The sequence below is a fragment of the Natronococcus occultus SP4 genome, assembly GCF_000328685.1.
Classification (GTDB): Archaea; Halobacteriota; Halobacteria; order Halobacteriales; family Natrialbaceae; genus Natronococcus; species Natronococcus occultus.
The window spans coordinates 1,460,290-1,483,805 of sequence record NC_019974.1 but is presented as its reverse complement, the minus strand read 5'-3'; the positions used below and the strand labels follow the sequence as shown (position 1 = coordinate 1,483,805).

Below are 23,516 nucleotides of genomic sequence, written 5' to 3'. Positions count from 1 at the left end.
ACGCCACGTCCGTTTTCGGCTCGCTGGTCACGCCGGAGCGCTGCCGCGAACCCCTCAATATAAATTATTGAGTTGAGTCGAATGGGGTATGGAACGCGTTGCAATCATCGGTGCCTCGATGACGAAGTTCGGGCAACGCGAGGAGTGGATCCAGGAGCTCCTCGCGGAGGCCGGACTCGACTGTCTCGAGGACGCGGGCGTCGACGCCGAGGCGATCGAACATCTGTACGTCTCGAACATGGCAAGCGGCGAGTTCGAGGGTCAGACTGGCGTAATGAACGGCCTGGCCCACGATATCGGCGCCCTGCCGGCCTACACCCAGCGGATCGATCAGACGAGTTCCAGCGGCGGAGCAGGGATCTACGCGGCCTGGCAGTCCGTCGCCAGCGGAGCCAGCGAGATGACGCTGCTGGTCGGCGGCGAGAAGATGACCCACCGCACGACCGGCGAGGCCACCGACGTTATCGCCTCGCTCACCCATCCCGTCGAGTACAAGACCGGCGTTACGCTCCCTTCCTTTGCGGGGATGACCGCGCGACACTACCTCGAACGGTTCGACGCCCCGCGAGAGAGCCTGGCGAAAGTCGCCTCGAAAAACCACAAAAACGGCGTCGACAACCCTCACGCGCAGTTCCAGAAGGAGGTCGACGTCGACACCGTCCTCGAGTCGCCGATCGTGGCCGACCCGCTGCGGCTGTACGACTTCTGCCCGATCACCGACGGCTCGGCGGCGCTAATGCTGTGTCCCGAGTCGGTCGCCGAGGAGTACACGGACGAGTACGTCGTCATCTCGGGGATCGACGGGGCGACCGACACTCACGTCGTCCACGAGCGCGAGGACCCGACGGTGATGGGCGGGGTCGTCGAGAGCGGGGAGGGGGCCTACGAGATGAGCGGTCGCGGGCCCGAGGATATCGACGTCGCCGAGCTCCACGACATGTTCACGATCCTGGAGTTCCTCCAGATGGAGGGACTGGGCTTTGCCGAGCAGGGCGAGGCCTGGAAGCTCGTCGAGGACGGCTCCACCGAACGCGACGGCGAGTTGCCGATCAACACCTCCGGTGGGCTCAAATCGAAGGGCCACCCGCTCGGGGCAAGCGGCGTCGCCCAGGGCGTCGAGATCTACGAACAGCTGACCGGCGAGGCGGACGACCGCCAGGTCGACGCCGAGGTCGGGCTCTGTTGTAACGTCGGCGGCTTCGGAAACTGCGTGATTACGACCATTATGGAGGCAGCACAATGACGATGGAAGCGACGAGATACGACGACGGGACGATCAGCTACCCCGGCCACCCGCGTAGCCGGGACGGCGCAGAACCGGTCGGAACGATCGACCTTAGCGAACACACCGCCGAGGTCGTCACCTGGACGACCAGCACCGCGACCCCGCCTGGCGTCCGCGAGCCGAACCACCTCGCGATCGTCGAGTTCGACGTCAGCGAGGACGTCGAGGACGAGGACGCCGAGACGTCGGTCCGGGCGCTCGTTCAGTTAACCGACGGCGACGTCGAGACGGGCGACGAGGTCGAACCCGTCTACACCGAGGAGCTGCGCGAGCCCGGCGCGGGAATCAGAGAGCCCGAGAGCCAGGACTGGGACGGCTACCGATTCGAACCGGTCTGAGAGCCGTCGTCGGCGTCGTCGGGTTCTTCGTCGCCGGCTGTGTCGTCCTCACCGTCGCTCTCCGTGTATCGATCCTTGAGCGTCTCGAGCTCCGCGTCCACGTCGACGCTCGAATCCGGCTCGTCGTCAGCGTCGTCCTGTTGCTCCGTCTCGTCGGGTTCATCGATATCGATCCGTATCGGACCGTCCCCCTCGTCCTCGCGTTGTCCATCGACCGCGTCCCGCAGTCGGCCGTCGACCTCGTCGCGGAGCTCGCGGGCCTCCGTCAGCAGCTCCCGGGCGTCCTCGTCGGCGGGAAGCGTTCCCTCCGAGGCTGCCCGCTGGAGCTCCGCCAGCACGGTATCCAGCTGTGAAAGTGTCGTTCGACGGACCTCGTTTGCGCGCGACCGGGTTCGGTCGCTCGTCTCGTCGACCCGATCGCGCACCTCCTGCTCCGTACGGACGATCTCGAGCCCGCGCTGGAGGGCCTTGAGGGTGCGGACGCTCGACTCGAGCGTCGCCAGCAGCGCCGGGATCGCGACCTCGTCGGCGACCCGGAGTAGTTCACGAGGGGTCGGCGGACGAGGCGCTGGCAACGAACGGCGCCCGCGCGGCGAGTCCTCGAGTTCCGTCTGTAACTCCTCGATCGTTCGCGTGAGCTCGCGAATCGCCTCGGCGAGTTCCTCGTTGGAGTCGACCATACTCCACCTATGCGGGCCGGAACCAAAAGCCAGGTGTTCGAACCACCGCTCTCCCGCACGGAACCAAGCGTTTTTGCCCGACTGGAACCCCTACACTGGTGTGCGAATCGAGAACAGCTTCATTCCCGTTCGGGGAGTCGGCGAGGCTACCGAGCGCCGGCTCTGGGAGAACGGTGTCACCCACTGGGAGGAGTTCGACGGCAGCGTCGTCGGCGAGACGGTCGCCGAGCGGATCGAACGGTTCATCGACGAGGGGTGGACACACCTCGAGCGCGGCGACGTCTCGACGTTCGCCGAGGCGCTCCCGGCCGCGAGCCAGTGGCGGCTCTACGAGAACGTCCGCGAGGACGCCGCCTTTCTGGACATCGAGACGACCGGACTAAACGCTACCACCAGCGACGTGACGACGGTGTCGATCCATCGCGGCGGCGAGACGAAGACGTTCGTGCGCGGTCGCGACCTGACCGCCTCGCGACTCCGCAAGGAACTCGAGCGTTCGTCCCTGCTGGTCACCTTCAACGGAAAGCGCTTCGACGTCCCCTTCCTCGAGACCTGTTACGACGTCGACGTGACGACACCCCACGTCGATCTCATGTATCCCTGTCGGAAGGTCGGACTCGATGGGGGGCTGAAGGCGATCGAGCGAGAGCTCGGTATCGGCCGCGACATGCCCGATCTCAGCGGACGCGACGCCGTTCGGCTCTGGCGGGAGTACGAACGCGGCGACGAGGCGGCTCTCGAACGACTCGTGGCGTACAACCGTGCGGACACGGAGAACATGAAACCGCTGATGGAGACCGTCACGGACCGACTCCACGAGTCGGTCTTCGAGGCGGCGTGTTCGGACGGGTAGTCTCCCGTTCACGGAGTACCGCGGCTCACCGTTCGATCGACACGAGAGACAGGCGCAGCTATTCTATTCGTACGTTTGCTCGTGCTTCGAGACCTCGACGTCGCCGTCGCTGGTAACGGTGACGTCGTAGCCACAGTACTCGAACTCGATCCGTCCGCTTGCCCGAGACAGTCCGTTCTCGCGGGGAGCGAACAATGAATCGAGCGCTTCCGGATTGATCACGTCGTAGAGTGCGTCGTACTCCGGTGGCTCGATATCGGTCGGCTCGACGCCCTCTCGGGCGGCGATCTCGGCGATGACCTCGTAACTCAGGGACATGCCGGTAGCTGTGTCCGAACGATCGACTGAGAGTAGCATTGGCCGGACTCTTTCTGCCGGCATATATAAATCCACTGTCCTCACGACGGCTTCTGAGAAGTTTATCGTACACTGTACAACACATCTATACAGTATTGACTATATTTGGTTCCCGGATCTGGCTCGAAGCTGCGACACTCTTGTTCTGGAACGAGTGTTCAGAGAAAATACGCTCGATACCGTCCACCCGATCGGCGGCTTCACGAGCGACAAACCACGCTCGATCGACGGCGGTACAGACCCTTTCCCGAATCCGGATTACCGACGGTCGTCGACGCCCTGGGGCAGGTCGTTGCCCTGGAGGTCGACGCCGCTCGAGCCGCTACGGATGTGAACCGACGTACTGCCGTCGTCGGCCCGTGCGTACGTGTTCTCGATGTCGACGTCGTTGGCGTTGTGGACGATGATCGGGATGTGACTCGTCTCGAACTCGCTGTTTGTGACCTCGTAGTTGCTGCCGCGAAGCTCGAGGCCGCGCCGGTTGCCGCTACCGAGTTGCTCGACCGAGAGCCCCTCGAACTGGCAGTCGTTCCGCTCGCAGAAGATCGCCGGCTGAATCGGGGAGCCCCCGGCGCTACCGACGACGTTGACGTCCTCGAGCGAGACCGCTCCAGCGTTGTTACCGAGGATGCGGAAGGCGTAGGCGCTGCCGTTGATCTCGACCTCGGAGTTCCGGAAGTCGACCGCGCCGGCACCGTCGTCGATACGAACCGCAGTTCCCTGTCCACCGGCCTTGATCAGCGTGTTCTCGACGGTCGTCGAGTCGACGCCGTTCATGATACGGATCGACTCGCCGTTCTGGTTCGGCGTGTCGATAGTGACGTTCGAGATCGTGTACTCGTTGCCGTGGTCGAGACGGACCGCGTGCTGTCCCTCCGCACCGGTCGGGTTCTCGTCGACGACGAGGATCGCGTCGGAGATCGAGCCGCTGTTGCCGCTGAGACGGACCGAAGCGGTTGCGCTGTTCTCGTACCAGCCACCCTCGACGTCGATGCGACCGTTGTCGCCGGAGGCGTACAGTCCGTTGTCGGGGAACGCTCCGAGGACGCAGTCCTTGAACGTGATGTGGCCCTGGTGGTTGCCGTTGAGAATAATCCCGGTGGCGCCGCGCCAGCGGCCGCCGTGGGGCGTATCGTCGACGTGCTGTCCGCCGTCGAACGCGTGGAAACAGTCGACGATACCGGTTCCGTCGGAGTCGGTGATGTTGAACAGCGCCGGACCCCAGGTACCGCTGTCGTGGACACCGTGGACGAAGACGTCCCGGACGACGAGTTCGTTGCTGACCTCCGCGCTGATGACGCGGATTCCCGTGTTAGAAGCGGTCTGGTCGACGTCGAACCCTTCGAACCAGACGGACCCACCCGGACTCCCGCTGGTTCCAAGTCGGAACAGTCGGTACTGCGGCCCGTCGAAGGAGCTGTAGTTCGCCGGGATCAGCGTCGCGCCGTCGCCGACGACGCCAACGTTGTTGAACCCGGTGATCCGTACCTGAGAGTCCATGTAATACTCCCCTTCGGGGAACTTCAGGAGCGTGTCGTCCGCGATGTTCTCCTGTACGACAGAGGAGACCGACTCGTTCCCGTTCGGATCCGCACCCGCTTCGACGATATCGACGACGTTACTGTAGTCGTCCTCGCTCGTGCTCGCGTCCGAGGACGCGGAGGCCATCCCGGCGACCGAAAGCGTACCGAGACCAGCGAGACAGCCCTTCAGATACGATCGTCTACCTGTCAGCCAGTTACCAGAGTCGTTCGACATTACGGCTTTCTGTAGAGACGGGTCGGTTATACATATACTCGAAGTAATCTGAGTCGAAAATATCGCAGTTCGCGAACGGCCCCGATTCAACTGTTTTCCCGCCGGAACGAGGGCCCTTCCCCCTTATCTCGCGGTTCACCCCTACCGGCGAATTAGCGCGGAAATAATCGACCCGGAGGTAGTGGCTGTCGAAATAGAACAGTTTCACGCCGAATCCCTCGCAGCACTTATACGCTCCGAGAAGTTGTGATGATTGAAACAGTGTCCTACGGGTTTTTCACCCGATTCAGCGGGTCGATTGCAGAACTATATCCGAACCACGTCGGATTAGTCCGCGATGAATCGGAACGGCTACCAGTATCGACGACCCCACCGTAACGACCGATTACACCGGCCGAATCGAACCGCTCGAGTGGCAGGACAGTCGGTCTGGATGGTATGCGTGTCCGTCGATCGGATACGTGTCCGAATCGTAACCAGACTCGAAAAGCGAGATGATCGCGACGAACTGCTTTGTCACGTCCGCGGAGTGGGTGGGATTTGAACGACGGTCACGGCGGCGCCGTTCTCTTCTCCAAACTCACGCGCCTGTTCGTCGCTCGCGAGCGTGCTCGCGACGTCAAGCCAGGGGTGGGATTTGAACCCACGAAGTCTCGATTACAAGTCGAGTGCATGAACCGCCCATGCTCCCCTGGCACAGCAGTGAGTTACCCGTCCTCCTTTGAGTGTGTATCGCTTTCCGATCGGTCCGCGAGCGATCGGCGCATCGATACCCGGTAGGTGTCGTACTCGCGCTGACGATAGAACCGCCTGGCGTCCTCGTTGTCCGAGAGCACTTCCAGCACGGCGACCGCCGCGCCCCGATCGGCGAGGACGTCCTCGGCGGCCTTGAGCAGCGCCGTCCCGACACCGTGTCCGCGGTAGGCGGGTTCGACGTAGACGTTCGAGATCAGTCCGCGGGTCGCATCGAGCGCGAGCGTCCCGCGCTCGAGCGAGAACGAGACGAAACCGACGATCGAGTTCCCGTCGCGAGCGACCAGCAGCCCATCGGTGTGGAGGTGGCCGGCCAGCAGCTCCCGCATTGTCTCCCGGTTTTCCTCGGCGCGGACCGAGGAACCGTGGGTACGCTGACCGCGAGCGAGTCGAACCCACAGCTCGGTGATCGCGGGAAGATCCGCCTGCGTCGCCGGCTCGACGACCGGTGTCTCCGGAGGCATTATCGTCGGGTCGGCGGCAGCGTCAGAAAGGGTTTGCTATCACACCGAGCGACAGTCCGAACAGACCAGTCGCCCGTTGGCGTCCCACAGGGAGTCGGCGAGCGAGCCACAGGCCTCACAGACGCCCTGGGTCGAGAACTCGTCGCCGCCGTTGGGCAACAGCTCGGTGTCGATCTCCTCGCTCGGACGGGAGCCCCGTGACTGGCCGATCGGTCGATCGGTTTCGAGCGGCGGCTCGGCGGCACCGCTCGCCGCACCCTGGAAGGAGCCGGCCGCAGTGATGACGTCGCGCTGCGTGAGGACGCCGACGACCTCATCGTCGCTCTCGACGACCAGGTTACGGATGTTCTGTCGGCTCATCGTCGTTGCGGCGTCGGCCAGCGACCAGCCTGCACCGATAGAGATAACGGGGCTGGTCATCACCTCGCCGACGGTCGTCTCAGCGGGGTCGTCCTCCGCGGCGACGAGTCCGAGGACGTCCCACTCGGTCATGATCCCGACCGGTTCCGAGCCGCGAACAACGAGGACACAGCCCGCCCGTTCCTCACGCATCAGGCGGACGGTCTCCAGAACGGGGTCCGACTCGCTGACGCCGACGTATTCGGTCGTCAGGACCTCCCTGACGGACAGTTCCTGTTCCATATGTGTACAAATCCCACGAACCGGCTAAAAACTATCTCCGGCACGGTTAAGTGAACGCGTGACAAACGTACTGGATTCGACGCTGAGTACGAAGAACCGGGAGAACGGCTGCGTTCGTGATCGGAACCGTTCACCGATCGAACTCGACTCTGGTCCCGTCGGCCCGACAGTCCTCGAGGGCGTGTTTGGCCGCGATGCCCGCCTCGTGGGCGACGCTGCCGCGTCCGACGCCGACCTGGAGTTCGACGTCGACGTCTTCCTCGACGTGGTAGATGGCCTCTTCGTAGGCGTCGACCCCGAGATCTGGACAGACGACGATGACGTTGTCGCCGCCGACGAAGAAGGCCAGACTGTCGTGGGCCCGTCGCATGTGTCGCATAAGAGAGGCGTACCCCTGTTCGATCTCGATGAACGTATCGAAGGCGTTGAGCTCGTCGGTGTACTCGCCCGTCGCGTCGATGACGTCGAAGTGTGCGATCTGGACGTCCTCGCCGGTGCGGTGGGCGTCGTCGATGGTTCGACCCTCGAGACACTCCCGACGGTTCTTGTCCTGTGCGCTGCCGGCCTCCTGGAGCACGGCGGTCGCGTCGGAAAGCGCCTGGACCGGGGTCGTCCCGGTCGCGACCCCGAGACTGACGGTAACGGGGTAGCGGTTACCGACGGACTCCTGGAGCAACGCGTGATCCTCGCGCGAGAGCCCGTTCGTGACGGCGATCATGTTGTCGAAGCGGGTGAAGAAGACGTAGCCGTCGCGGTTCCCGACGAACTGAGAGACGTCGGCGTACAGCCGCGACTGGAGCGTCTGGAGGTCGGCTTCCCGTCGCGGCTCGGGCGTTACGGTCCACGGGCCGTAGTTGTCGATCTGGAGGAGCGTAACCTGCGTGTTCGTCACGGTACCCGAAAATTTCGAGCGGTGTCGTATAAGTGGTACGTAATCCAGATCCGTGACGCCGCTCAGGCGCGTTTCTTCTCGGGGTCGGCTCCCTTCGGGTGGTACTCCCAGAACTCGCCGGTCCGCATCGCGGCGCCGACGGCCTTGTGCATGTCGACGATCGTCTCGAACTCCTCAGCGTCGACGTGTTCGAAGATCTCCCGCATCGGCACGACGCGCTGGTAGTTGATCCGGATCGGGTCGTCGCCGTGCTCGGCGACGAACTCGTCGCGATCCATCGGGAAGTCTTCCTCCTCGTCGACCTTATCAGCGATGATCCGCATGTCGAACTTCCGCATTCCCTCGCTACCCTGCTCCCCGTCGGGGTCGAATGGCCAGTCCATACTCCGAGGTGTGTGTGGGGGGCGCAAAAGGATTACCCTCCGCTCCGATCTCGCCGTGAAACGGGTCCGCGGACGATCCGTCCGTCGACGATCAGTCGTCGGCCGCGGTTTCGGGATCCGCGGGTTCGAGTTCGCCGTCCTTGAGAAGCTCCTCGCGGTGTTCGTCGAGCAACGGCGCTCGCCGACCGGGCTCGGGCGGCGTCTCGGTCATCTTGATCGGCGAGCCTGCGATCTCGACGGTTTCGTCGGCTCCGGGCTGTTCGACGGGGACGAGCATCTTCCTGTCGCGAACGTGGGGGTCCTCGAAGATCTCGTCGGTGCTCTGGACCGGCGCGACCGGAACCCGTCCCTCAAGGGTGTCGACAAGCGTCTCCGTCTCGATGCCCTCGGCCCACGCGGCGATCTCCTCGCGCAACTGTTCGCGGTGTTCGAGGCGATCGGCCGCATCGGGGTACTCCGTGGCCAGATCGGGTCGGTCCATCGCCTCGCAGACCTCCCGCCAGTGGTTGGTGCCGAACGCGGCGATCACGGCGTACCCGTCCGCGGTCTCGAAGGCGTCGTACGGAAACAGCGTCGGATGGGAGTTTCCGCGACGAGAGGGCGCTTCGCCGGTGTAGGAGTGTTGGTAGATCGCGCGCTCGGTCATACTGAGCATCGCGTCGTACATCGCCGTATCGACGTACTGGCCCTCGCCGGTCTGCTCGCGGTGGTTGACCGCCGCGAGGATCCCGATACAGTTCAGCGTCGCGGTGAAGAGGTCGCCGATCCCGGGGCCGACCTTCGTCGGCGGCCCGTCCTCGTGGCCGGTGATCTCCATCACGCCGCCAAGCGCCTGCGCGATGAGATCGAAGGAGGGTTGGCCCTGACGGTGGGTCTCGCCCGTACGCGGATCGCCGAAACCCCGGATCGAGGAGTAGATCAGCTCCGGATTGTGCTCGCTGAGGGTCTCGTAGCCCAGATCGTACTTCTCCATCGTCCCCGCGCGGTAGTTCTCGACGACGATGTCGGCCTCCTCGACCAGCGAGAGGAAATCGTCGCGGTCGTCCTCGTCGTTGAAATCGAGCTCGAGACTGCGCTTGCCGCGGTTGACGCTCTGGAAGTAGCCGCCGTAGGCCTCCTCGTCGGCGTCGTCGACGAACGGGGGGTTCGACCTGATTAGGTCCCCACCGGGACGCTCGATCTTTACGACGTCGGCGCCCATATCCGCGAGCAGCATCGTACAGTACGGGCCGGCCAGCACCTGCGTCAGGTCGATCACGCGCAGATTCGACAGTGCGCCCATGGGTGCGAGTGACTGTGGACAGGCGCAAAAACCTTTGCAATAGATCATGAAGGTGTGGTTGTCTCTCAAGGGGGTGGTGCTAGGTTGTATAAGGAGTATTATCATGATCAACCATTAACTTTATACGGGTATTCCTCATGGTTCTGCACACGATGTCCCAAACGGTCGTCCTCGGCGTGATCGGCTCCGACGCTCACGTCGTTGGCATCACGATCCTCGAGCAGGCCCTGAGTGCAGCTGGCTTCGACGTCGTCAACCTCGGCGTCCAGACCTCCCAGGAGGACTTCGCGGAGGCCGCGGTAGCCCACTCGGCGGAGGCTGTACTCGTCTCCTCGCTCTACGGGCACGCCGAGCAGGACTGTCAGGGGTTCCACGACGTCCTCGACGATGCCGACATCGACGCCGTCACCTACATCGGCGGCAACCTCGCGGTCGGCCAGGACGATTTCGAGCAGACCCGGGAAACGTTCGAGGAGCTCGGGTTCGATCGCGTCTTCGACTCCGAGACCGACCCCGAGGAGGCGATCGCCGCCCTCGAACGAGACCTCCACCTCACCACCTCCGAGTCCGACCAGGTCACCGTCACCTCATAGCCCTCCCTCGATGATACGCGACGAACGCATTCCGTCCGACGAGCTGCGGCGCATCGACAACGAAATCCGCTCCGGCTGGTCCACTGGCGAGGACGTCGACTTCGAGGAGGCGATTCGCTACCACGAGTCGCTGCCGGCGAGCAAGCGGTTCGCCGACGTCCTCGAGTCGGCCGACAAACCGCTCCTGCAACCGCGTGCGGGGGTCCCGCGGCTCGACGACCAGATCGAGCTGCTGGAGTATCTGCAGGACGACGGGAGAGCGGATCTGCTCCCGACGACGATCGACTCCTACACGCGCGACAACGAGTACGGGAAAGCCCAGGAGGGGCTCGAGAAGGCTCGCGAGACCGGCGAGGACACCCTCAACGGGTTCCCCGCGGTCAACCACGGGATCGAGGGCTGTCGCGAGCTGATCGAGGCCTTAGACGCCCCGATCGAGGTCCGTCACGGCACTCCCGACGCCCGGCTACTGGCGGCGATCACCTTCGCGGGCGGGTTCCAGAGCTTCGAGGGCGGACCGATCTCGTACAACATCCCCTACACGAAACGCCACGGGCTCGAGGAGACCATCGAGAAGTGGCAGTTCGTGGATCGGCTGGCGGGTGCCTACACCGAGCGGGGCGTGCGGATCAACCGCGAGCCGTTCGGCCCCCTGACGGGGACGCTGGTCCCGCCCTCGATCGCGATCGCGATCATGATCGTCGAGGGCCAGCTCGCCGCGACCCAGGGCGTGCGCTCGATCACGCTGGGCTACGGCCAGGTCGGCAACGTCGTCCAGGACGTCGCCGCTCTGAACGCCCTCCAGAAGCTCGGGGACGAGTATCTCCCCGACGAGGTCGTCGTCACGACGGTCTTTCACGAGTGGATGGGCGGGTTCCCGCCCGACGAGGCTCGCGCTAACGGCGTCATCAGCCTCGGCGGGATGACAGCCGCCATCGCCCAGCCAAACAAGGTGATCACCAAATCGCCCCAGGAGTTCCAGGGGGTCCCGACGAAGGAAGCGAACGCTGCCGGGCTTCGAACGACGAGACAGGTTATCGATATGGCGATCGAGCAGAACATCGACATCGACGGTATCGCGGAGGAACAGGAGCTGATCGAGCGAGAGACGCGGTGTCTCATGGATACGATCTTCAGCCACGGCGACGGCGACGTCGTCCAGGGAACGATCAAGGCGTTCGACTCCGGAGCGCTGGACGTCCCCTTCGCGCCCAGTGACAGCGCGAGAGGCGCCGTCCTGCCCGCGCGTGACGACGACGGTCGCGTGCGGATCTTCGAGTGGGGCGACCTCGCGATGGACGACGACATCAAGGAGATTCACAAGGCACGACTCTCCCAGCGGGCCGACACCGAGGGCCGCGAGGAGTCGTTCCGGATGGTCGCCGACGACGTCGACGCGATCAGCGACGGGAAGCTCATCGGCCGCCCGCAGGAGAAAGGAGGTGTCGGCAGTGCGGATTGAGACGATCCACGCCACGCCGGGCTACAGCGGGTTCTTCTTCGACGACCAGCGCGCGATCAAAGCGGGCGCCAGCCAGGACGGGTTCACCTACGAGGGCGAGCCCGTCACGGAGGGGTTCGACGAGATCCGCCAGGCAGGCGAGACGCTGCTCGTCGAGGTCGAACTCGAGGACGGAAGCCTCCACCGCGGCGACTGCGCCGCGGTCCAGTACTCCGGCGCGGGCGGACGCGACCCCCTGTTCCGGGCCGCCGAGTACGCCCCCGTCGTCGAGGGTCCCGTCGCCGAGGCGCTGACCGGCCGCGAGGCGGGCGAGTTCCTCGCGAACGCCGAACTACTCGAGGACCTCGAGATCGAAGGGGACCGGCTCCACACGGCGATCCGATACGGTGTCTCACAGGCGCTGCTGGCCGCGGCCGCACGCGACGCGGCCGCAACGCGGACGGACGTCCTCGCAGACGAGCTCGGGACGGAGCCGGCAACCGAGCCGGTTCCGGTCTTCGGCCAGTCGGGCGACGACCGCTATGTCAACACCGAGAAGATGTTCGTCAAGGGCGTTCCCGTCCTCCCCCACGGACTGATTAACAGCGTCGAGAAGATCGGCGAGGACGGCGGGACATTGCTCGAGTACGTCGAGTGGCTGGTCGAGCGCTCACAGGAGCTCGGCCCGGAGGGGTACGACCCCCGGTTCCACATCGACGTCTACGGCATGATCGGCGAGATATTCGGCCCGCCCTACGACCGTGAGGAGGTCGTTGACTACTTCCGGGCGCTTGAGGACGCCGCCGCGCCCTCTCCGATCCAGATCGAGGGGCCGATGGACGTCGGCGACCGGGAGGGGCAGATCGAGGCGATGGTCGAGCTCCGCGAGGGGCTCGCCGCCGCCGGCGTCGGCGTCGACATCGTCGCCGACGAGTGGTGTAATACCTTCGAGGACGTCCGGGCGTTCGTCGACCGGGGCGCGGCCGACGTCGTCCAGATCAAGACTCCCGACCTCGGCGGGATCCACCGCAGCGGCCAGGCGGTGCGGTACTGCGAGGGGACCGACACCCGCGCCTATTTGGGCGGGACCTGCAACGAGACCGAGACCTCCGCGCGGGCCTGCGCGCACGTCGCGCTCGCGACCGACGCCGCACAGGTGCTTGCAAAGCCCGGAATGGGGTTCGACGAGGGGTACATGATCGTGGAAAACGAGATGCGACGAACCGTCGCCAGACGAAACAGAGACCGACAACGTCCGAACACTGACGAGGTGGCTGCAGATGACTAGGGAATCGCAAGGCGACTCCAGAACGGAGAGCGGCGAGCGAAGCGAGCCGCGATCGATCGACTGGACCGACACCGAGACGTTCGCCCGGGCGCTCGACCGCGCCGACACCCGCGAGAAGGGCAACTACTTCGAGGCGTTCGCGGAGGGGGATCTGATCGAGCACGATCCCGGGCTCACGCTCACGCAGTGGGGCAACGAGGCCTGGATGAGCCAGACGCTGAACCACGATCCCGCCTACTGGCGGACCGACGCCGCCCGGGAGCGGGGGTTCGACGAGCCCCCGGTCCATCCCGACTACCTCACCGCCGCCACGCTGGGAATCACCGTCGAGGACTTAAGCGAGAAGGGCGGCTACTTCCTCGGACGCACCGACGTCCGATACCCCGGCGCCCCCGTCTACACCGGCACCGAACTGCGCGTCGAGAGCGAGGTCGTCTCGACGGCGACCTCGAGCTCCCGGCCCGAGTACGGGATCGTCACCTGGCGCACCCGCGGTCGGGACGCAGAGACCGACGACGTCCTCTGCTCCTACGAACGAACGAACATGATCCCGCGACGCGAGCCCGTCGCGACCGACGGCGGCGGCGGAAGCGCTGCGGCGGCCGAAGAGCCCGACGAGCCCGACCTCCCGAGCGAGTTCGTCACCCCCGACGGCGGCGCCTTCGAGGACTTCCGCGAGGCCCTCGAGCGCGCCGACGACCGGGACGCCGCAGTCGCCTACCGCCACGAGCGGGGTCGCACGCAGGACGACACGACCGTCGCCGGACTGCCGCTGGCAACGCTGAACACTGCCAAACAGCACCACAACGCCGACGTCATGGCCAACTCGCCGTCGGGCGACATCGTCACCTACGGCGACGTCACCCGATCGACGGCGCTGGGTCACGCCCGCTCCGACGAGGACACCTACCGCGAGGTCGGGTTCGACGACGAACAGTTCCACACGTTCGTCACGCCCGGCGATACCGTCTACGCGTTCACCCGCGTCCTCGAGGCCGAAGAGACGGGGCGTGACGAAGCGGGCACCGTCCGTTTCGAACACATCGCGTTCAACCAGGACGAGACACCGGTCTACTCCGGGACTCGTACCGCGGAGATCCGCAAGCGCTCGAGCTGAACCGCCCGCCGACCGCCCGTTTCCGACCACACCAGACACATCCACACGCATGACCGACGATACCGAGATCCGACTCTGCCGCACGTTCCAGACTGCACCCGCCGCCGTCCCCAAGGAGGAGACGGCGAAGTACCTCGTCTCGGCGCTGGAGGCCGAGGGGTTCCAGGCACCCGACTGGCTCGTCCCCGACCTCGAGGACGGCACCGCGCCCGACATGAAAGCCGAGGGGCTCGAGAACACGATCGATCGCGTCCCCGAGTACGAGTTCCCCGGCGAGATCCACCCGCGCGTCGAGTGGGCCTACGACGACGACCGGTTCCGGGAGAACGGGCGCGAACAGATCGACCGCCTGGTGGCCGAGATCGGCGACGAGATCGACGGCGTGGTCGTCCCGAAGGTCGGCCGCGTGGCGGACGTCGAGCGAGCCGCCGCCGCCGTCGCGGAGGCCGAACGCGAGCACGGCTACCCCGACGGCTCGATCGATCTCTCGATCATCATCGAGTCGGGGCGGGCCCGCTCGGACCTCCGCGAGATCGCGAAGTTCGGCGCCGACTCGCGGCTCACCGCCTTGATCTTCGGACCGGTCGACTACGCCGCCGAGCTGGGCGGTCGCGACCTCGGCGAGGGCATGCCCCGCTGGGACGGGCTGCTCGAGGCGCTCTCGAACGAGGCCAGCGCGGGCGGGCTGCTCGCGATCGGCGGCCCGTTTGACGACCTGTTCAAAGAGCGGGCCGGGCTGACGTTCTACAACGCCGAGGCGTACGCCGACCAGGTCGAACGCGAGGCCCAGGTCGGACTGGACGGCTCCTGGTCGCTGTACCCCAAGCAGACGCTCCAGGCGAATACGATCCATATGCCCACGCCCGAGGAACTCGAGCGCGACGTCCACAAGATCGAGCGCTTCAACGAGGCCAAACGCGAGGGCACCGGCGCGGTCACCATCGACGGCCAGATGGTCGACGAGGCGACGTTCAAGAACTTCCGTAACACCGTCCAAACGGTGCGGGCGATCCACGACCGCCGTCCCGACCAGACCGAGGAGCGCTACGACGGCGAGCTGCTGGACCGGGCACTCGAACTCGAGCTGTCCTACCGATAGGCGCTTCCGCGCTCGTCGCTCGCCGCGGCGAGTAGCGTGGCCGAGGACGCCGTCCTCGAGCGGTCGTCCACCACCGAGAACCGGTTCGCCGACCCCCTTCTTCCCCTTTTGGATCGACATTTCTGGACAGAAAGTATTCACCCGTATAGCGACGTTCGGAGCCCGTGCTCTCCACCCCGACAAATAGCGACACCATGTACAGCCCGATCGCTTTCCGCACCGAACCGAACGCTCGAACGGGGCTGCCATGACTCGACCGAGACCGCGAGCGGGTAATCTGCGATGGGGGTGGCGGTGTCCGCGCTGCGATACCGACGTCGACGTCGGCCGGGACGGGCGGACGGACACCTTCTACTGGCACTGCGAGGACGTCGACTGTCCCGCGTTCGGGATCGGCTTCCGATCGCGCCGGCAGGCGCGGCTCGGCGTCCTCGAGTACCGCGAGCGCTATCGGGGGATCTACCGATAGGCGTGTCGTCCCCGACCGCGCTTCGGTCGGCCCGCAAGCACTGACGCGACGCATCGTCCCGAAGACACTTGCCGTCCCGTTCGAAATTCGGGGACGATGACCGACAAGGACGTCCTGTTCCGGCTGAACGTTATCATCGGACTGCTAGTCTGTGTCCTCGCGATCCAGCTGTTTTCCGTTCTCCCATTCGGACTCCTGGCGTTCGTCCTCGCGCTTGCGCTCCTGTTCGTGCCGGGGCTGCTTTTGCTGTTACGCCACTCCGAATCGGCGTCTGCAGTGCGGTGAGTCGGGTGCTGCACTCGAGCCGTTTTCACGTCGGCGGGGCTCGTCGTGTGGTCTCGGAAGAAGATGGTGGGTGTGGGATTCGAACGGCAGAACGAGGGAGCGAAGTGGCCGAAGTTCAGGTGGTTCGAGTCCCACCGACGTCGCTGTCGGTCATGAAGTTGTTCGCAACAGCAATGGTGAGGATGGGATTTGAACCACGCCCGAGAACCTGCTCACTGCGTTCGCAGAACCTCGGTCTGGTTCAAATCCCACCGTTTCGTTTTCCGGCTCACGTGCTCCTCGCGAGGCTCGTCGCAGTTGTTCGCCGAAAAACGGTGGGGATGGGATTTGAACCCATGAGGCTTGACAGCCACCTGCTCTCAAGGCAGGCGCGTTAGGCCGCTCTGCCACCCCACCTCACCCCTACGTTCTCCACCCGTTCAAAAAGGGTTATCGGTCTACTCGCGTTCGATCGACTCCCCCTCGCCGACGCGCAGCCCCAGATCCTCGGCGACCGCCGTCGTCGTCGCTCCCGCGGAGCGCTCCGTCACCGCTCGGGCCCGTCCGCCCGCGATCGTTGCACACAGGCCCGACTCGGTCGCGATCGTCGGCACCGTCGGGGCGAACCCGACGTCAAGCCCGTCCTCGTCGGCCCGCTCGGCGAGCGTCGCTAACTCGGGGACCGCGTCGGCGTCCGTGAAGTCGATCGGCTCGGAAAAGCCCGTGAAGTACGTTCGGCCGCCCGAGGACGCCCCGAGGACGACGTCGTGGCGCCGCAGCGACATCGCCGCGCCGTCGATTTCGGTGCGAGCGACAAGCGGCGCCGTCGGCTCGAGGACGCCGACGCTGTCGGCGCCCTCCTGTTCGAGCAGGTGCGTGACCGTGTTCCCGACCCGGGCTGCACGCGTTGAGCCGACCTGGCGTTCGAACCGGACGTCCTCGAGGGCGCCAAGCGCCGCGGTGGCCAGCTCGCGGACCTCGGCCTTGGGGTCTGCCGAGATCGAGTCGGGGAGGGCGTCCTCGTCCCGGTAGTTCACGAGCAGGTCGCCGCCGCTCGAGGCGGCAGTCCGGAGGACGTCGACGACGCTCGCCTCGTAGAGTTCGCGGGCTTCGGCCTCGGTCAACACGGTTCGATCGACGAGCGACGAGAGAACGACTCCTTCGCGTGGCGGGTCGACAGGGACGACGACGATCATACGCGTCTCTCGGGCGTGGCGGGCCTTGAACGCGGCGCCTCCAGTCCGAGCCGTCGTGTCGCGTAAAACTATGGGGATCGAGACCAGTGTGTCGGTATGGACTCGCGTTCGAGCACCGGACTGGTCGGAACGCTCGCGATCGCACTGCTGGTCGGCGTCGGCGTCGGCGGCTTCCTGGCGGGCTACGTCATCGACTCGCCGGGCGAGTGGCTTGCGCCGACGGTCGGCTCGCTCGCCATCGCCGCAGTCGTTGTCGGTGCGCTGATCGCTCTCGGCTCGGGATCGACGCGACGGCTGGAGAACCCGTACTGGTAGCGCGACTGCCGTTAGCGTTTCTGTCGACCTTTCGTCTGTCGATAGTCCGACGCCATCAGCTCCACGAAGTGCTCGAGCCACGCCTGGGTCTGGGCGTCGGTCTGTTCCCGGGGCTCGACCATCGGCACGAGCTCGAACCCGCGCCCGCGGATCGTCGTCGCGTGGTCCGATTCGAGCGCGAGCTCCTCGACGGGCGTCGTCGTGTACTCGACGCCGATCTCGGCGAGGGCACGCTCGCCGACCGGGACGATGATCTCGGGGTTGATCATCCGGATCTCGGCGTTGAGGTAGGGCTCGCAGTTGCCGATCTCCCCGTCGGTCGGCTTCCGATCGGGGTCGCGACACCGGGTGAGGTTCGTCAGGTAGACGTTCTCGAGCTCGGGGCGGTCGGCGGGCGAGGTCGCGTCACAGAGGCCCAGCCGTTCGAGCATTCGTCGCAGGGAGGTGCCGTCCTCGTCGCTCCGCTCGGAGTCCTCGACGAGGAAGGGGACGCCGACCTCGTCGGCCCTGGCCGTCGGCCGCTCGCCGACGAACAGGAAGTCCGCGCCGACGTCACCGTAGCCGTGGACCACCTGCGTGCGCGTCTCACAGAGCGCCGGACAGTTCCGGCAGTCCTCGTCCATCCCGTACGGGTTCGCGCGGGTTTGCTGGTTCGCGTCCACGGTGGTACCTCGGGACAGGGAACCAAAAGCGCCGCGCCTGGCGGCTCCGACGGAGCCCACGGCCGAAATCGGACGGTCAGCGATCGAGCCCGCCGCGTTCGGTGACCTCGAGGATGAACTTCACGTTTCGGACGATCTCCTCGGGCGAGGTGTCCTCGCTCTCGTCGTAGAGGTCGCTGGTCCGGTAGAGGATGTTGGCGAGCTGCTTTCGCTCGCTACTCTCGCCGCGGATCTCGTCCGCGACCTCCCGCAGCGCGTCGACCCGTTCGGGGTCGGGCTCGAACTCGGGATCTTCGGGGTCGGTCATCGCTCCGAGACGCGGGTTCCCTGCCCGCTCGACTGCGAAGCGCCGCGTCGGTGGACGATCCCCGTGTTGTTCGCGACGTTCTCGGTGATCGTTCGGAACGCGTCCCCGGTCTCGCCGTCGTCGGAGACGACGGTCGGCTCCCCGCCGTCGCCGCCCTCGCGGACGGTCGGATCGAGCGGGATCGAGCCGAGGAACGGCATCTCGTGGGTCTCGGCGAACTCCTCGCCGCCGCCCGAGCCGAAGATGTCGTGTTCCCCGCCGCAGTCAGGACAGGCGAACGTCGACATGTTCTCGGCGATACCGAGCACGACGGTGTCGTGTTTAGCGAACATCTCCAGTCCCTTCCGGGCGTCGTCTAAGGCGACGTCCTGGGGGGTCGTGACGATCACGGCGCCCGTGACGGGCATCGTCTGGAGCATCGTCAGCTGGGTGTCGCCCGTCCCCGGCGGGAGGTCGACGATCAGGTAATCCAGGTTCCCCCACTCGACGTCCTCTGTGAGCTGGGTGATGACCTTGTGGACCATCGGTCCCCGCCAGATGACGGGGTCGTCCTCGCCGGTGAGGAAGGCCATGCTCATCAGCTTCACGCCGTACTTCTCGGGCGGGACGAGGGTCTCGTCCTCGGTGGCCATCGGCGGCTCGTCGGCGTCGAACATCCGCGGGACGTTCGGCCCGTAGACGTCGGCGTCGAACAGACCGACCCGGGCACCGAGCTGGGAGAGCCCGGCCGCGAGGTTCGTCGCGACGGTCGACTTGCCGACCCCGCCCTTCCCGGAGGCGACGGCGATGACGTTCTTGACTCCCGGTAGCACCTGTTCGTCGCCCCCGTCGTCCCGGTCTGGAATGCTCGCAGAGAGGTTCGGCTCCAGACCCTCCTCGAGCAGCAGCTCCCGGACCTCGCCGGCGATGTCGGTCTCGGTCGGGGAGTAGGGCGCCCCGAGCGCGAGGTCGATGTCGACCTCCTCGCCGTCGACCGAGAGCTCGTTGACGAGCCCGAGCGAGACGATGTCGTCCTCGAGTTCCGGATCTTCGACCGTCCGGAGGCGGTCGCGAACGGCGTCTTCGTCCATACCGGAGGGTACGGCCCGCCGTCGAAAAGGGTTGTGTTCGGATATCGGTGTCCGATGGAGGAGGCGATCCGGGTGCGGAAGTACGGCTGGAGCGGATCGAACCGGACGGCGGACGCCTCTCGCGACTGTAACGGAGACGAGCTCGAGCTACTTGCCGAACGATTCCAGCTTCTGTGCCGTCGGGAGACTCCAGCCGTACGACACCGCAGCCAGCCGGGTCGCGAGCGTCACCGCTGCACACGCCGCGGCAGCGGTCCCCGCGGTCGCACCCACAGCTCCGGCCAGCCAGTACGCACTCCCGCCCAGCACTGCACAGCTCGCATAGAAGTCCTCGAGGAGGATAAAGGGTGATCGATCGAGGAGGATATCGGCGACCGCACCACCGCCTGCCGCGTTGATCGTCGCGATAGCCACGACGCCGAACGCCGACACGCCGGTCTCCGTCGCGACGATGGCTCCGGTCGTGGCGAAGGCCGCGAGTCCGATCGCGTCCGAAACGAGCGTGATCGGGTGATCGTCCGGGGAGCGCAGTACGACGCTCAGGGCGATCGCCAAACTCACGCCGAGCAGTCCGAGTGCGATCTCGATCGGCGACTGCAGCGCTAACGGTACGCGGGCCACGAGGACGTCGCGTGTCACCCCGCCGGCGAACGCCATGGCCAGTCCGACGACGGCGATGCCGAACAGATCGAACCGCTCGCGAATCGCCTTGCTCGAGCCGACGAGTGCGAACGCGACCAGCCCGATCGTGTTCATCACGGCGAACGGGTCGCCGAACAACACCCCGATGAGCTCTTGGGTCACTACCCGCGGCTACGGGAAAAGACGCCTTGAACGCTACGTATGCGAGAATTGTTGCGGTTTCGCTCTGGACGGCTGCTCTACGGGTGCTGACGGCGAACTCGGATTTCGAGGGGACTGCGTTACGTAGGGATGCGTACCTAACGCTGAGCGTCTCAACCAGCACCTTAGACCACCCATTTTCACAAAGAATTTCAATCAAGAATCTGAAATCAAAATATGGCCTCCTCTCATACCGATCATCCCCACAGAACGTTGGCCGAACTTTTTCTCTCGTTGCTTGTTGGGGTTGCTATAGTCTCTCTGTTAGGCCTTGAACCCATTCCTGCACTTCTCGTTCTCGGCGGTTTGGGTGTCATTTATCTACTCTATCGACTGGTGACTACTGCTGAGGAAATCGCCGAGAAGTTATAACCAGTTTGTTCTTTTCACTCTCCTGTATTCGAAAGTACCAAACAGTACTTGTCCTATGCGTAGCGGTCCGAACAACAGCTTCTCACGCGTTGAAATCGAACCGCGGGCCGCCGTACGTCGGCGGATCGGGATCGAGTTCGACGCCGTGTTCGTACCTGACGAAGTTGAGGTAGAACGAACGGTCACAGCCCTCCACGGGCTCGCCGTCGAGATCCGTCGTCGGGCCGTCCTCGCCACAGACGAAGGCGATCCCGTCGGCGTCCTCGCGATCGGGGTCGTCGGGGGAAGCGTACTCCCAGCCCGGCTGGGAGACCGTCGTCACCGAGCGGTCGGCGAGATCGGGCGGGCGCTCGAGGCTGTGGACCGCGTCGCAGTGGGGACAGGTGTAGCGGACGGTAACGGTCATCACCAGCTCTAGGGAGTTCGCGAAGGTAAGCCTGCGGGACGGACGCTCCGTCCTCGACGAACCGTGGGCCGTGCCGAGGACGTCGGGGTCCCGAACCGTTTACCCCCTCGCTCCCCGAACACCACCCGTGACCGAGTTCGACCCCGAGAAGTTCGAGGAGAAGTACGTCCACTACTTCGAGGAGCTCGAGGCGGCGTACTCGAACGCCTACGACCAGCTCCACGGCCGGTACGAGTCGGAGATCCTCCGTGCGATCGACCGGAAGGTGTTGAGCGAGAGCGAGCCCGTCTACGTCGGCGACCGCGAGTTCCGGATCGAGCTGCCCGACGAGCGCGTCGAGGACGTCCGGGCCGCGGTCGACGACACCGAGCAGTTCGACACCGTCCTCGCGGAGTTTCGCGAGCGCATCGCGGACGAACTGGTTCGGAGCTTCGAGTTCGACGACGCGTAGCCGCGTTCGGATCGCGAGGACACCCGGAACACCTTTTGCCTTCACGGGAATCCGTGGAGGTATGATCGACGAGACGGTCGAGGAGATCAAGGACCTGCAGACACACAGCTCCTCGGTAGTCGCGGTAAACGCGACGCGAGCGCTCGAGGAGCTCCTCGAACGGGAGTTCGCCACACTCGAGGAGTACGAACGCGCCCTCGAGCGCAACGGGTCGGTACTGCGCCGGGCGAACCCCTCTCACGCCTCGCTCCAGAACGCCGTCCGTGAGGTCGTCGACGACGTCACCGAGGCCGACGTCGACACGGTCCCGGAGGCCAAGGAACTCACCCAGGAGCGAATCGACGCGGTCGTCTCCCGGGTCGAATCGGGGAAGGATCTGGCCGCCGAGAACGCCGTCGAGTATCTCGAGGACAGCGCCACCCTGCTGACCCACGACTACTCCTCGACGGTCCTCGAGGCCCTCGAACGGGCCGTCGAGGCCGGCAAGGAGTTCGAGGTCTACATCACCGAGGCTCGCCCGCGCTACATCGGTCGCAAGACGGCTCGGTCCCTCGCCGATCTGGAGGGCGTCGACGCGACGCTGATCACCGACAGCGCCCACGGGCTCTACCTCGAGGACTGCGATCGGGTCGTCGTCGGGATGGACTGTATCGTCGACGAGACGCTGTACAACCGCGTCGGGACCTTCCCGATCGCCGCGACGGCGGCCCAGCTCGACGTCCCGGTCACGGTCGTCGGCTCGGCCTCGAAGATCGTCGGCGAGGGGTTCGTCTTCGAGAACGAGTACCGCCCCGGCAGCGAGGTGATGTCCGAGCCCGCCGAGGGGTTCGCGATCGAGAACCCCTCCTACGACGCCACGCCGATCGAGTTGCTCGAGAGCGTGATCACCGACGAGGGTCGCCAGGAACTGTAGCTTCGCCGACGAGGAGGCGCCGGTCGCCGCTCACTCGCGTTCCCCGAACGTCCGTGGCGAGCCCGCACGCGGACTCGCCCACTCGACCGCGTTCTTCAGGACCCGCTGGATATCCTCGTTCTCGTAGATCGGGTACGTCTCGTGACCCGGTCGGAAGTAGAAGATCCGGCCGTTCCCGCGCCGGTAACAGCAGCCGCTGCGGAACACCTCGCCGCCCTCGAACCAGCTCGTGAAGACGAGTCGGTCGGGTTCGGGGACGTCGAACGGCTCGCCGTACATCTCCGTCGTCGGGAGTTCGATCGACTCCCCGAGCCCGTCGGCGATCGGGTGGCCGGGGTCGACGACCCACAGCCGCTCGCGACCGCCGTCCTCGCGCCACTGGAGGTTACAGGTCGTCCCCATGAGCCGCTTGAAGATCTTCGAGAAGTGGCCGGAGTGGAGGACGATCAGCCCCATCCCCTCGAGGACGCGCTCCTGGACCCGGTCGACGATCTCGTCGTCGACCTCGTCGTGAGCGATGTGACCCCACCACAGCAAGACGTCGGTGGCATCGAGGACGTCCTCGGTGAGCCCGTGTTCCGGTTCGTCGAGGGTGGCCGTCCGCACCTCGTGGGCGTCAGCGAAGACGTCGGCCAGCGCCCCGTGGATCCCGTCGGGATAGACTGCGGCGGCCTCTTCCTCTTCCTGTTCGTGTCGGAACTCGTTCCAGATTGTGACTGCGACCATGGCCGGGAGCTCCCGCCCGCACGTCCTTAGCTGGACCGGTCGGCGTCCTCGCGGCGGGACACAATGGATAATTTATTCGGACGGTGAGCTCCGGACGGAGAGTAATCGCGGAGTTCGGACCGTATTCGTCGGTGGTTTTATTCGGGAATACTATCGCCGAGTGTATATGAACAGTCGATGTACAGATTTGCGGGACACAATACTTATCTCGATCGCTGCCCGCGTTTCGGTATGAATCAGGATCGTACGCAAACGACAGCGAAATTCGGGGTTTTCGGTGCAGAAATCGAAACGACG

The 23,516-nt window shown here is 65.3% G+C and carries 28 protein-coding genes and 2 tRNA genes; 13 read left to right on the top strand and 17 right to left on the bottom strand.

Annotated features, from left to right (window positions below):
• Positions 1–88: 88 nt before the first annotated feature.
• Positions 89–1,243, top strand: a complete 1,155-nt coding sequence (locus NATOC_RS07285; protein ID WP_015320782.1) for a thiolase family protein — start codon at positions 89–91, stop codon at positions 1,241–1,243.
• A complete protein-coding gene (locus tag NATOC_RS07280) occupies positions 1,240–1,623 on the top strand; it encodes a hypothetical protein (protein WP_015320781.1) in 384 nt (127 codons plus the stop codon). Before NATOC_RS07285 ends, NATOC_RS07280 begins: the two co-directional genes overlap by 4 nt.
• Here NATOC_RS07280 and NATOC_RS07275 read toward each other — a convergent pair.
• A complete protein-coding gene (locus NATOC_RS07275) occupies positions 1,602–2,303 on the bottom strand; it encodes a DUF7547 family protein (protein ID WP_015320780.1) in 702 nt (233 codons plus the stop codon). The two genes, NATOC_RS07280 and NATOC_RS07275, sit on opposite strands and share 22 nt — an antisense overlap.
• 100 nt (positions 2,304–2,403) lie before the next feature.
• On the opposite strand from NATOC_RS07275, the gene NATOC_RS07270 reads away from it, so the two are divergent.
• Positions 2,404–3,156 (top strand): ribonuclease H-like domain-containing protein, encoded by a 753-nt coding sequence (locus NATOC_RS07270; protein ID WP_015320779.1) that lies wholly within the window; start codon positions 2,404–2,406, stop codon positions 3,154–3,156.
• A gap of 63 nt (positions 3,157–3,219) precedes the next feature.
• On the opposite strand, the gene NATOC_RS07265 is transcribed toward NATOC_RS07270, so the two are convergent.
• The 8 genes from NATOC_RS07265 to mct form a co-directional block, all read right to left on the bottom strand.
• Positions 3,220–3,513, bottom strand: coding sequence for a HalOD1 output domain-containing protein (locus NATOC_RS07265; RefSeq protein ID WP_015320778.1), 294 nt, complete (start codon positions 3,511–3,513; stop codon positions 3,220–3,222).
• Positions 3,514–3,771: 258 nt separating this feature from the next.
• Positions 3,772–5,271, bottom strand: coding sequence for a hypothetical protein (locus NATOC_RS07260; protein ID WP_015320777.1), 1,500 nt, complete (start codon positions 5,269–5,271; stop codon positions 3,772–3,774).
• A gap of 622 nt (positions 5,272–5,893) precedes the next feature.
• Positions 5,894–5,967: transfer RNA gene (locus tag NATOC_RS07255), tRNA-Thr, on the bottom strand.
• Positions 5,968–5,978: 11 nt separating this feature from the next.
• Positions 5,979–6,488 (bottom strand): GNAT family N-acetyltransferase, encoded by a 510-nt coding sequence (locus tag NATOC_RS07250; protein ID WP_015320776.1) that lies wholly within the window; start codon positions 6,486–6,488, stop codon positions 5,979–5,981.
• A gap of 39 nt (positions 6,489–6,527) precedes the next feature.
• Complete coding sequence (locus NATOC_RS07245; protein ID WP_015320775.1) at positions 6,528–7,130, bottom strand: CBS domain-containing protein; 603 nt, start codon at positions 7,128–7,130, stop codon at positions 6,528–6,530.
• 130 nt (positions 7,131–7,260) lie between these two features.
• The gene (locus tag NATOC_RS07240) at positions 7,261–8,022 is read right to left on the bottom strand and encodes a GTP cyclohydrolase III (protein WP_015320774.1); all 762 of its coding nucleotides are present in this window, start codon (positions 8,020–8,022) and stop codon (positions 7,261–7,263) included.
• 62 nt (positions 8,023–8,084) lie between these two features.
• The gene (locus NATOC_RS07235) at positions 8,085–8,405 is read right to left on the bottom strand and encodes a DUF5785 family protein (RefSeq protein ID WP_015320773.1); all 321 of its coding nucleotides are present in this window, start codon (positions 8,403–8,405) and stop codon (positions 8,085–8,087) included.
• A gap of 91 nt (positions 8,406–8,496) precedes the next feature.
• Positions 8,497–9,687 (bottom strand): succinyl-CoA:mesaconate CoA-transferase, encoded by a 1,191-nt coding sequence (gene mct / locus NATOC_RS07230; protein WP_015320772.1) that lies wholly within the window; start codon positions 9,685–9,687, stop codon positions 8,497–8,499.
• A gap of 137 nt (positions 9,688–9,824) precedes the next feature.
• Here mct and glmS point away from each other — a divergent pair, with 137 nt between their 5' ends.
• The 7 genes from glmS (at position 9,825) to NATOC_RS07195 (ending at position 15,979) form a co-directional block, all read left to right on the top strand.
• Entirely contained in the window at positions 9,825–10,280 is a 456-nt protein-coding gene (glmS, locus tag NATOC_RS07225) for a methylaspartate mutase subunit S (RefSeq protein WP_015320771.1), read from the top strand.
• A 10-nt stretch (positions 10,281–10,290) separates the two neighbouring features.
• A complete protein-coding gene (locus tag NATOC_RS07220) occupies positions 10,291–11,742 on the top strand; it encodes a methylaspartate mutase subunit E (RefSeq protein WP_015320770.1) in 1,452 nt (483 codons plus the stop codon).
• Complete coding sequence (locus tag NATOC_RS07215) at positions 11,732–13,009, top strand: methylaspartate ammonia-lyase (RefSeq protein ID WP_049888702.1); 1,278 nt, start codon at positions 11,732–11,734, stop codon at positions 13,007–13,009. Before NATOC_RS07220 ends, NATOC_RS07215 begins: the two co-directional genes overlap by 11 nt.
• The gene (gene mch / locus NATOC_RS07210) at positions 13,002–14,126 is read left to right on the top strand and encodes a 2-methylfumaryl-CoA hydratase (RefSeq protein ID WP_015320768.1); all 1,125 of its coding nucleotides are present in this window, start codon (positions 13,002–13,004) and stop codon (positions 14,124–14,126) included. Before NATOC_RS07215 ends, mch begins: the two co-directional genes overlap by 8 nt.
• Positions 14,127–14,175: 49 nt before the next feature.
• Complete coding sequence (citE, locus tag NATOC_RS07205) at positions 14,176–15,225, top strand: L-malyl-CoA/beta-methylmalyl-CoA lyase (protein WP_015320767.1); 1,050 nt, start codon at positions 14,176–14,178, stop codon at positions 15,223–15,225.
• Between the two features lie 247 nt (positions 15,226–15,472).
• Entirely contained in the window at positions 15,473–15,694 is a 222-nt protein-coding gene (locus NATOC_RS07200) for a hypothetical protein (protein ID WP_049888701.1), read from the top strand.
• 96 nt (positions 15,695–15,790) lie between these two features.
• Positions 15,791–15,979, top strand: coding sequence for a hypothetical protein (locus NATOC_RS07195; protein ID WP_015320766.1), 189 nt, complete (start codon positions 15,791–15,793; stop codon positions 15,977–15,979).
• A gap of 312 nt (positions 15,980–16,291) precedes the next feature.
• Here the strand turns inward: NATOC_RS07195 and NATOC_RS07190 are convergent.
• Positions 16,292–16,375, bottom strand: a tRNA-Ser gene (locus NATOC_RS07190).
• A gap of 41 nt (positions 16,376–16,416) precedes the next feature.
• On the bottom strand, positions 16,417–17,154 hold the full coding sequence (locus NATOC_RS07185) for a hypothetical protein (RefSeq protein WP_015320765.1): 738 nt from the start codon (positions 17,152–17,154) through the stop codon (positions 16,417–16,419).
• 96 nt (positions 17,155–17,250) lie between these two features.
• On the opposite strand from NATOC_RS07185, the gene NATOC_RS07180 reads away from it, so the two are divergent.
• The gene (locus NATOC_RS07180) at positions 17,251–17,469 is read left to right on the top strand and encodes a hypothetical protein (protein WP_015320764.1); all 219 of its coding nucleotides are present in this window, start codon (positions 17,251–17,253) and stop codon (positions 17,467–17,469) included.
• Positions 17,470–17,480: 11 nt separating this feature from the next.
• On the opposite strand, the gene NATOC_RS07175 is transcribed toward NATOC_RS07180, so the two are convergent.
• From NATOC_RS07175 to NATOC_RS07155, 5 genes are all read right to left on the bottom strand, one after another.
• Positions 17,481–18,131: a uracil-DNA glycosylase gene (locus NATOC_RS07175; protein ID WP_015320763.1), complete on the bottom strand. Its 651-nt coding sequence runs from the start codon at positions 18,129–18,131 to the stop codon at positions 17,481–17,483.
• A gap of 76 nt (positions 18,132–18,207) precedes the next feature.
• Positions 18,208–18,438, bottom strand: coding sequence for a hypothetical protein (locus NATOC_RS07170; protein WP_015320762.1), 231 nt, complete (start codon positions 18,436–18,438; stop codon positions 18,208–18,210).
• A complete protein-coding gene (locus NATOC_RS07165; RefSeq protein WP_015320761.1) occupies positions 18,435–19,508 on the bottom strand; it encodes an Mrp/NBP35 family ATP-binding protein in 1,074 nt (357 codons plus the stop codon). Before NATOC_RS07165 ends, NATOC_RS07170 begins: the two co-directional genes overlap by 4 nt.
• 147 nt (positions 19,509–19,655) lie before the next feature.
• Positions 19,656–20,264 carry a trimeric intracellular cation channel family protein gene (locus NATOC_RS07160; protein ID WP_394296444.1) on the bottom strand — a complete coding sequence of 203 codons (609 nt, stop codon included), beginning with the start codon at positions 20,262–20,264 and terminating at the stop codon, positions 19,656–19,658.
• Between the two features lie 541 nt (positions 20,265–20,805).
• Positions 20,806–21,129: a hypothetical protein gene (locus tag NATOC_RS07155; RefSeq protein ID WP_015320759.1), complete on the bottom strand. Its 324-nt coding sequence runs from the start codon at positions 21,127–21,129 to the stop codon at positions 20,806–20,808.
• A 127-nt stretch (positions 21,130–21,256) separates the two neighbouring features.
• Here NATOC_RS07155 and NATOC_RS07150 point away from each other — a divergent pair, with 127 nt between their 5' ends.
• Positions 21,257–21,580, top strand: a complete 324-nt coding sequence (locus tag NATOC_RS07150) for a DUF5783 family protein (RefSeq protein ID WP_015320758.1) — start codon at positions 21,257–21,259, stop codon at positions 21,578–21,580.
• 61 nt (positions 21,581–21,641) lie between these two features.
• Positions 21,642–22,493, top strand: a complete 852-nt coding sequence (locus NATOC_RS07145) for a translation initiation factor eIF-2B (protein WP_015320757.1) — start codon at positions 21,642–21,644, stop codon at positions 22,491–22,493.
• A gap of 30 nt (positions 22,494–22,523) precedes the next feature.
• Here NATOC_RS07145 and NATOC_RS07140 read toward each other — a convergent pair whose 3' ends face one another.
• The gene (locus tag NATOC_RS07140) at positions 22,524–23,219 is read right to left on the bottom strand and encodes a ThuA domain-containing protein (protein WP_015320756.1); all 696 of its coding nucleotides are present in this window, start codon (positions 23,217–23,219) and stop codon (positions 22,524–22,526) included.
• Between the last annotated feature and the right edge of the window lie 297 nt (positions 23,220–23,516).

Bases quoted from the DNA above. Each gene is read 5' to 3' on its own strand.
- NATOC_RS07285 (WP_015320782.1), top strand. From the start codon at position 89: ATGGAACGCGTTGCAATCATCGGTGCCTCGATGACGAAGTTCGGGCAA.
- NATOC_RS07280 (WP_015320781.1), top strand. From the start codon at position 1,240: ATGACGATGGAAGCGACGAGATACGACGACGGGACGATCAGCTACCCC.
- NATOC_RS07275 (WP_015320780.1), bottom strand. From the start codon at position 2,303: ATGGTCGACTCCAACGAGGAACTCGCCGAGGCGATTCGCGAGCTCACG.
- NATOC_RS07265 (WP_015320778.1), bottom strand. From the start codon at position 3,513: ATGCTACTCTCAGTCGATCGTTCGGACACAGCTACCGGCATGTCCCTG.
- NATOC_RS07260 (WP_015320777.1), bottom strand. From the start codon at position 5,271: ATGTCGAACGACTCTGGTAACTGGCTGACAGGTAGACGATCGTATCTG.
- NATOC_RS07250 (WP_015320776.1), bottom strand. From the start codon at position 6,488: ATGCCTCCGGAGACACCGGTCGTCGAGCCGGCGACGCAGGCGGATCTT.
- NATOC_RS07245 (WP_015320775.1), bottom strand. From the start codon at position 7,130: ATGGAACAGGAACTGTCCGTCAGGGAGGTCCTGACGACCGAATACGTC.
- NATOC_RS07235 (WP_015320773.1), bottom strand. From the start codon at position 8,405: ATGGACTGGCCATTCGACCCCGACGGGGAGCAGGGTAGCGAGGGAATG.
- mct (WP_015320772.1), bottom strand. From the start codon at position 9,687: ATGGGCGCACTGTCGAATCTGCGCGTGATCGACCTGACGCAGGTGCTG.
- glmS (WP_015320771.1), top strand. From the start codon at position 9,825: ATGGTTCTGCACACGATGTCCCAAACGGTCGTCCTCGGCGTGATCGGC.
- NATOC_RS07220 (WP_015320770.1), top strand. From the start codon at position 10,291: ATGATACGCGACGAACGCATTCCGTCCGACGAGCTGCGGCGCATCGAC.
- mch (WP_015320768.1), top strand. From the start codon at position 13,002: ATGACTAGGGAATCGCAAGGCGACTCCAGAACGGAGAGCGGCGAGCGA.
- citE (WP_015320767.1), top strand. From the start codon at position 14,176: ATGACCGACGATACCGAGATCCGACTCTGCCGCACGTTCCAGACTGCA.
- NATOC_RS07200 (WP_049888701.1), top strand. From the start codon at position 15,473: ATGACTCGACCGAGACCGCGAGCGGGTAATCTGCGATGGGGGTGGCGG.
- NATOC_RS07195 (WP_015320766.1), top strand. From the start codon at position 15,791: ATGACCGACAAGGACGTCCTGTTCCGGCTGAACGTTATCATCGGACTG.
- NATOC_RS07185 (WP_015320765.1), bottom strand. From the start codon at position 17,154: ATGATCGTCGTCGTCCCTGTCGACCCGCCACGCGAAGGAGTCGTTCTC.
- NATOC_RS07180 (WP_015320764.1), top strand. From the start codon at position 17,251: ATGGACTCGCGTTCGAGCACCGGACTGGTCGGAACGCTCGCGATCGCA.
- NATOC_RS07170 (WP_015320762.1), bottom strand. From the start codon at position 18,438: ATGACCGACCCCGAAGATCCCGAGTTCGAGCCCGACCCCGAACGGGTC.
- NATOC_RS07165 (WP_015320761.1), bottom strand. From the start codon at position 19,508: ATGGACGAAGACGCCGTTCGCGACCGCCTCCGGACGGTCGAAGATCCG.
- NATOC_RS07160 (WP_394296444.1), bottom strand. From the start codon at position 20,264: ATGAACACGATCGGGCTGGTCGCGTTCGCACTCGTCGGCTCGAGCAAG.
- NATOC_RS07155 (WP_015320759.1), bottom strand. From the start codon at position 21,129: ATGACCGTTACCGTCCGCTACACCTGTCCCCACTGCGACGCGGTCCAC.
- NATOC_RS07145 (WP_015320757.1), top strand. From the start codon at position 21,642: ATGATCGACGAGACGGTCGAGGAGATCAAGGACCTGCAGACACACAGC.
- NATOC_RS07140 (WP_015320756.1), bottom strand. From the start codon at position 23,219: ATGGTCGCAGTCACAATCTGGAACGAGTTCCGACACGAACAGGAAGAG.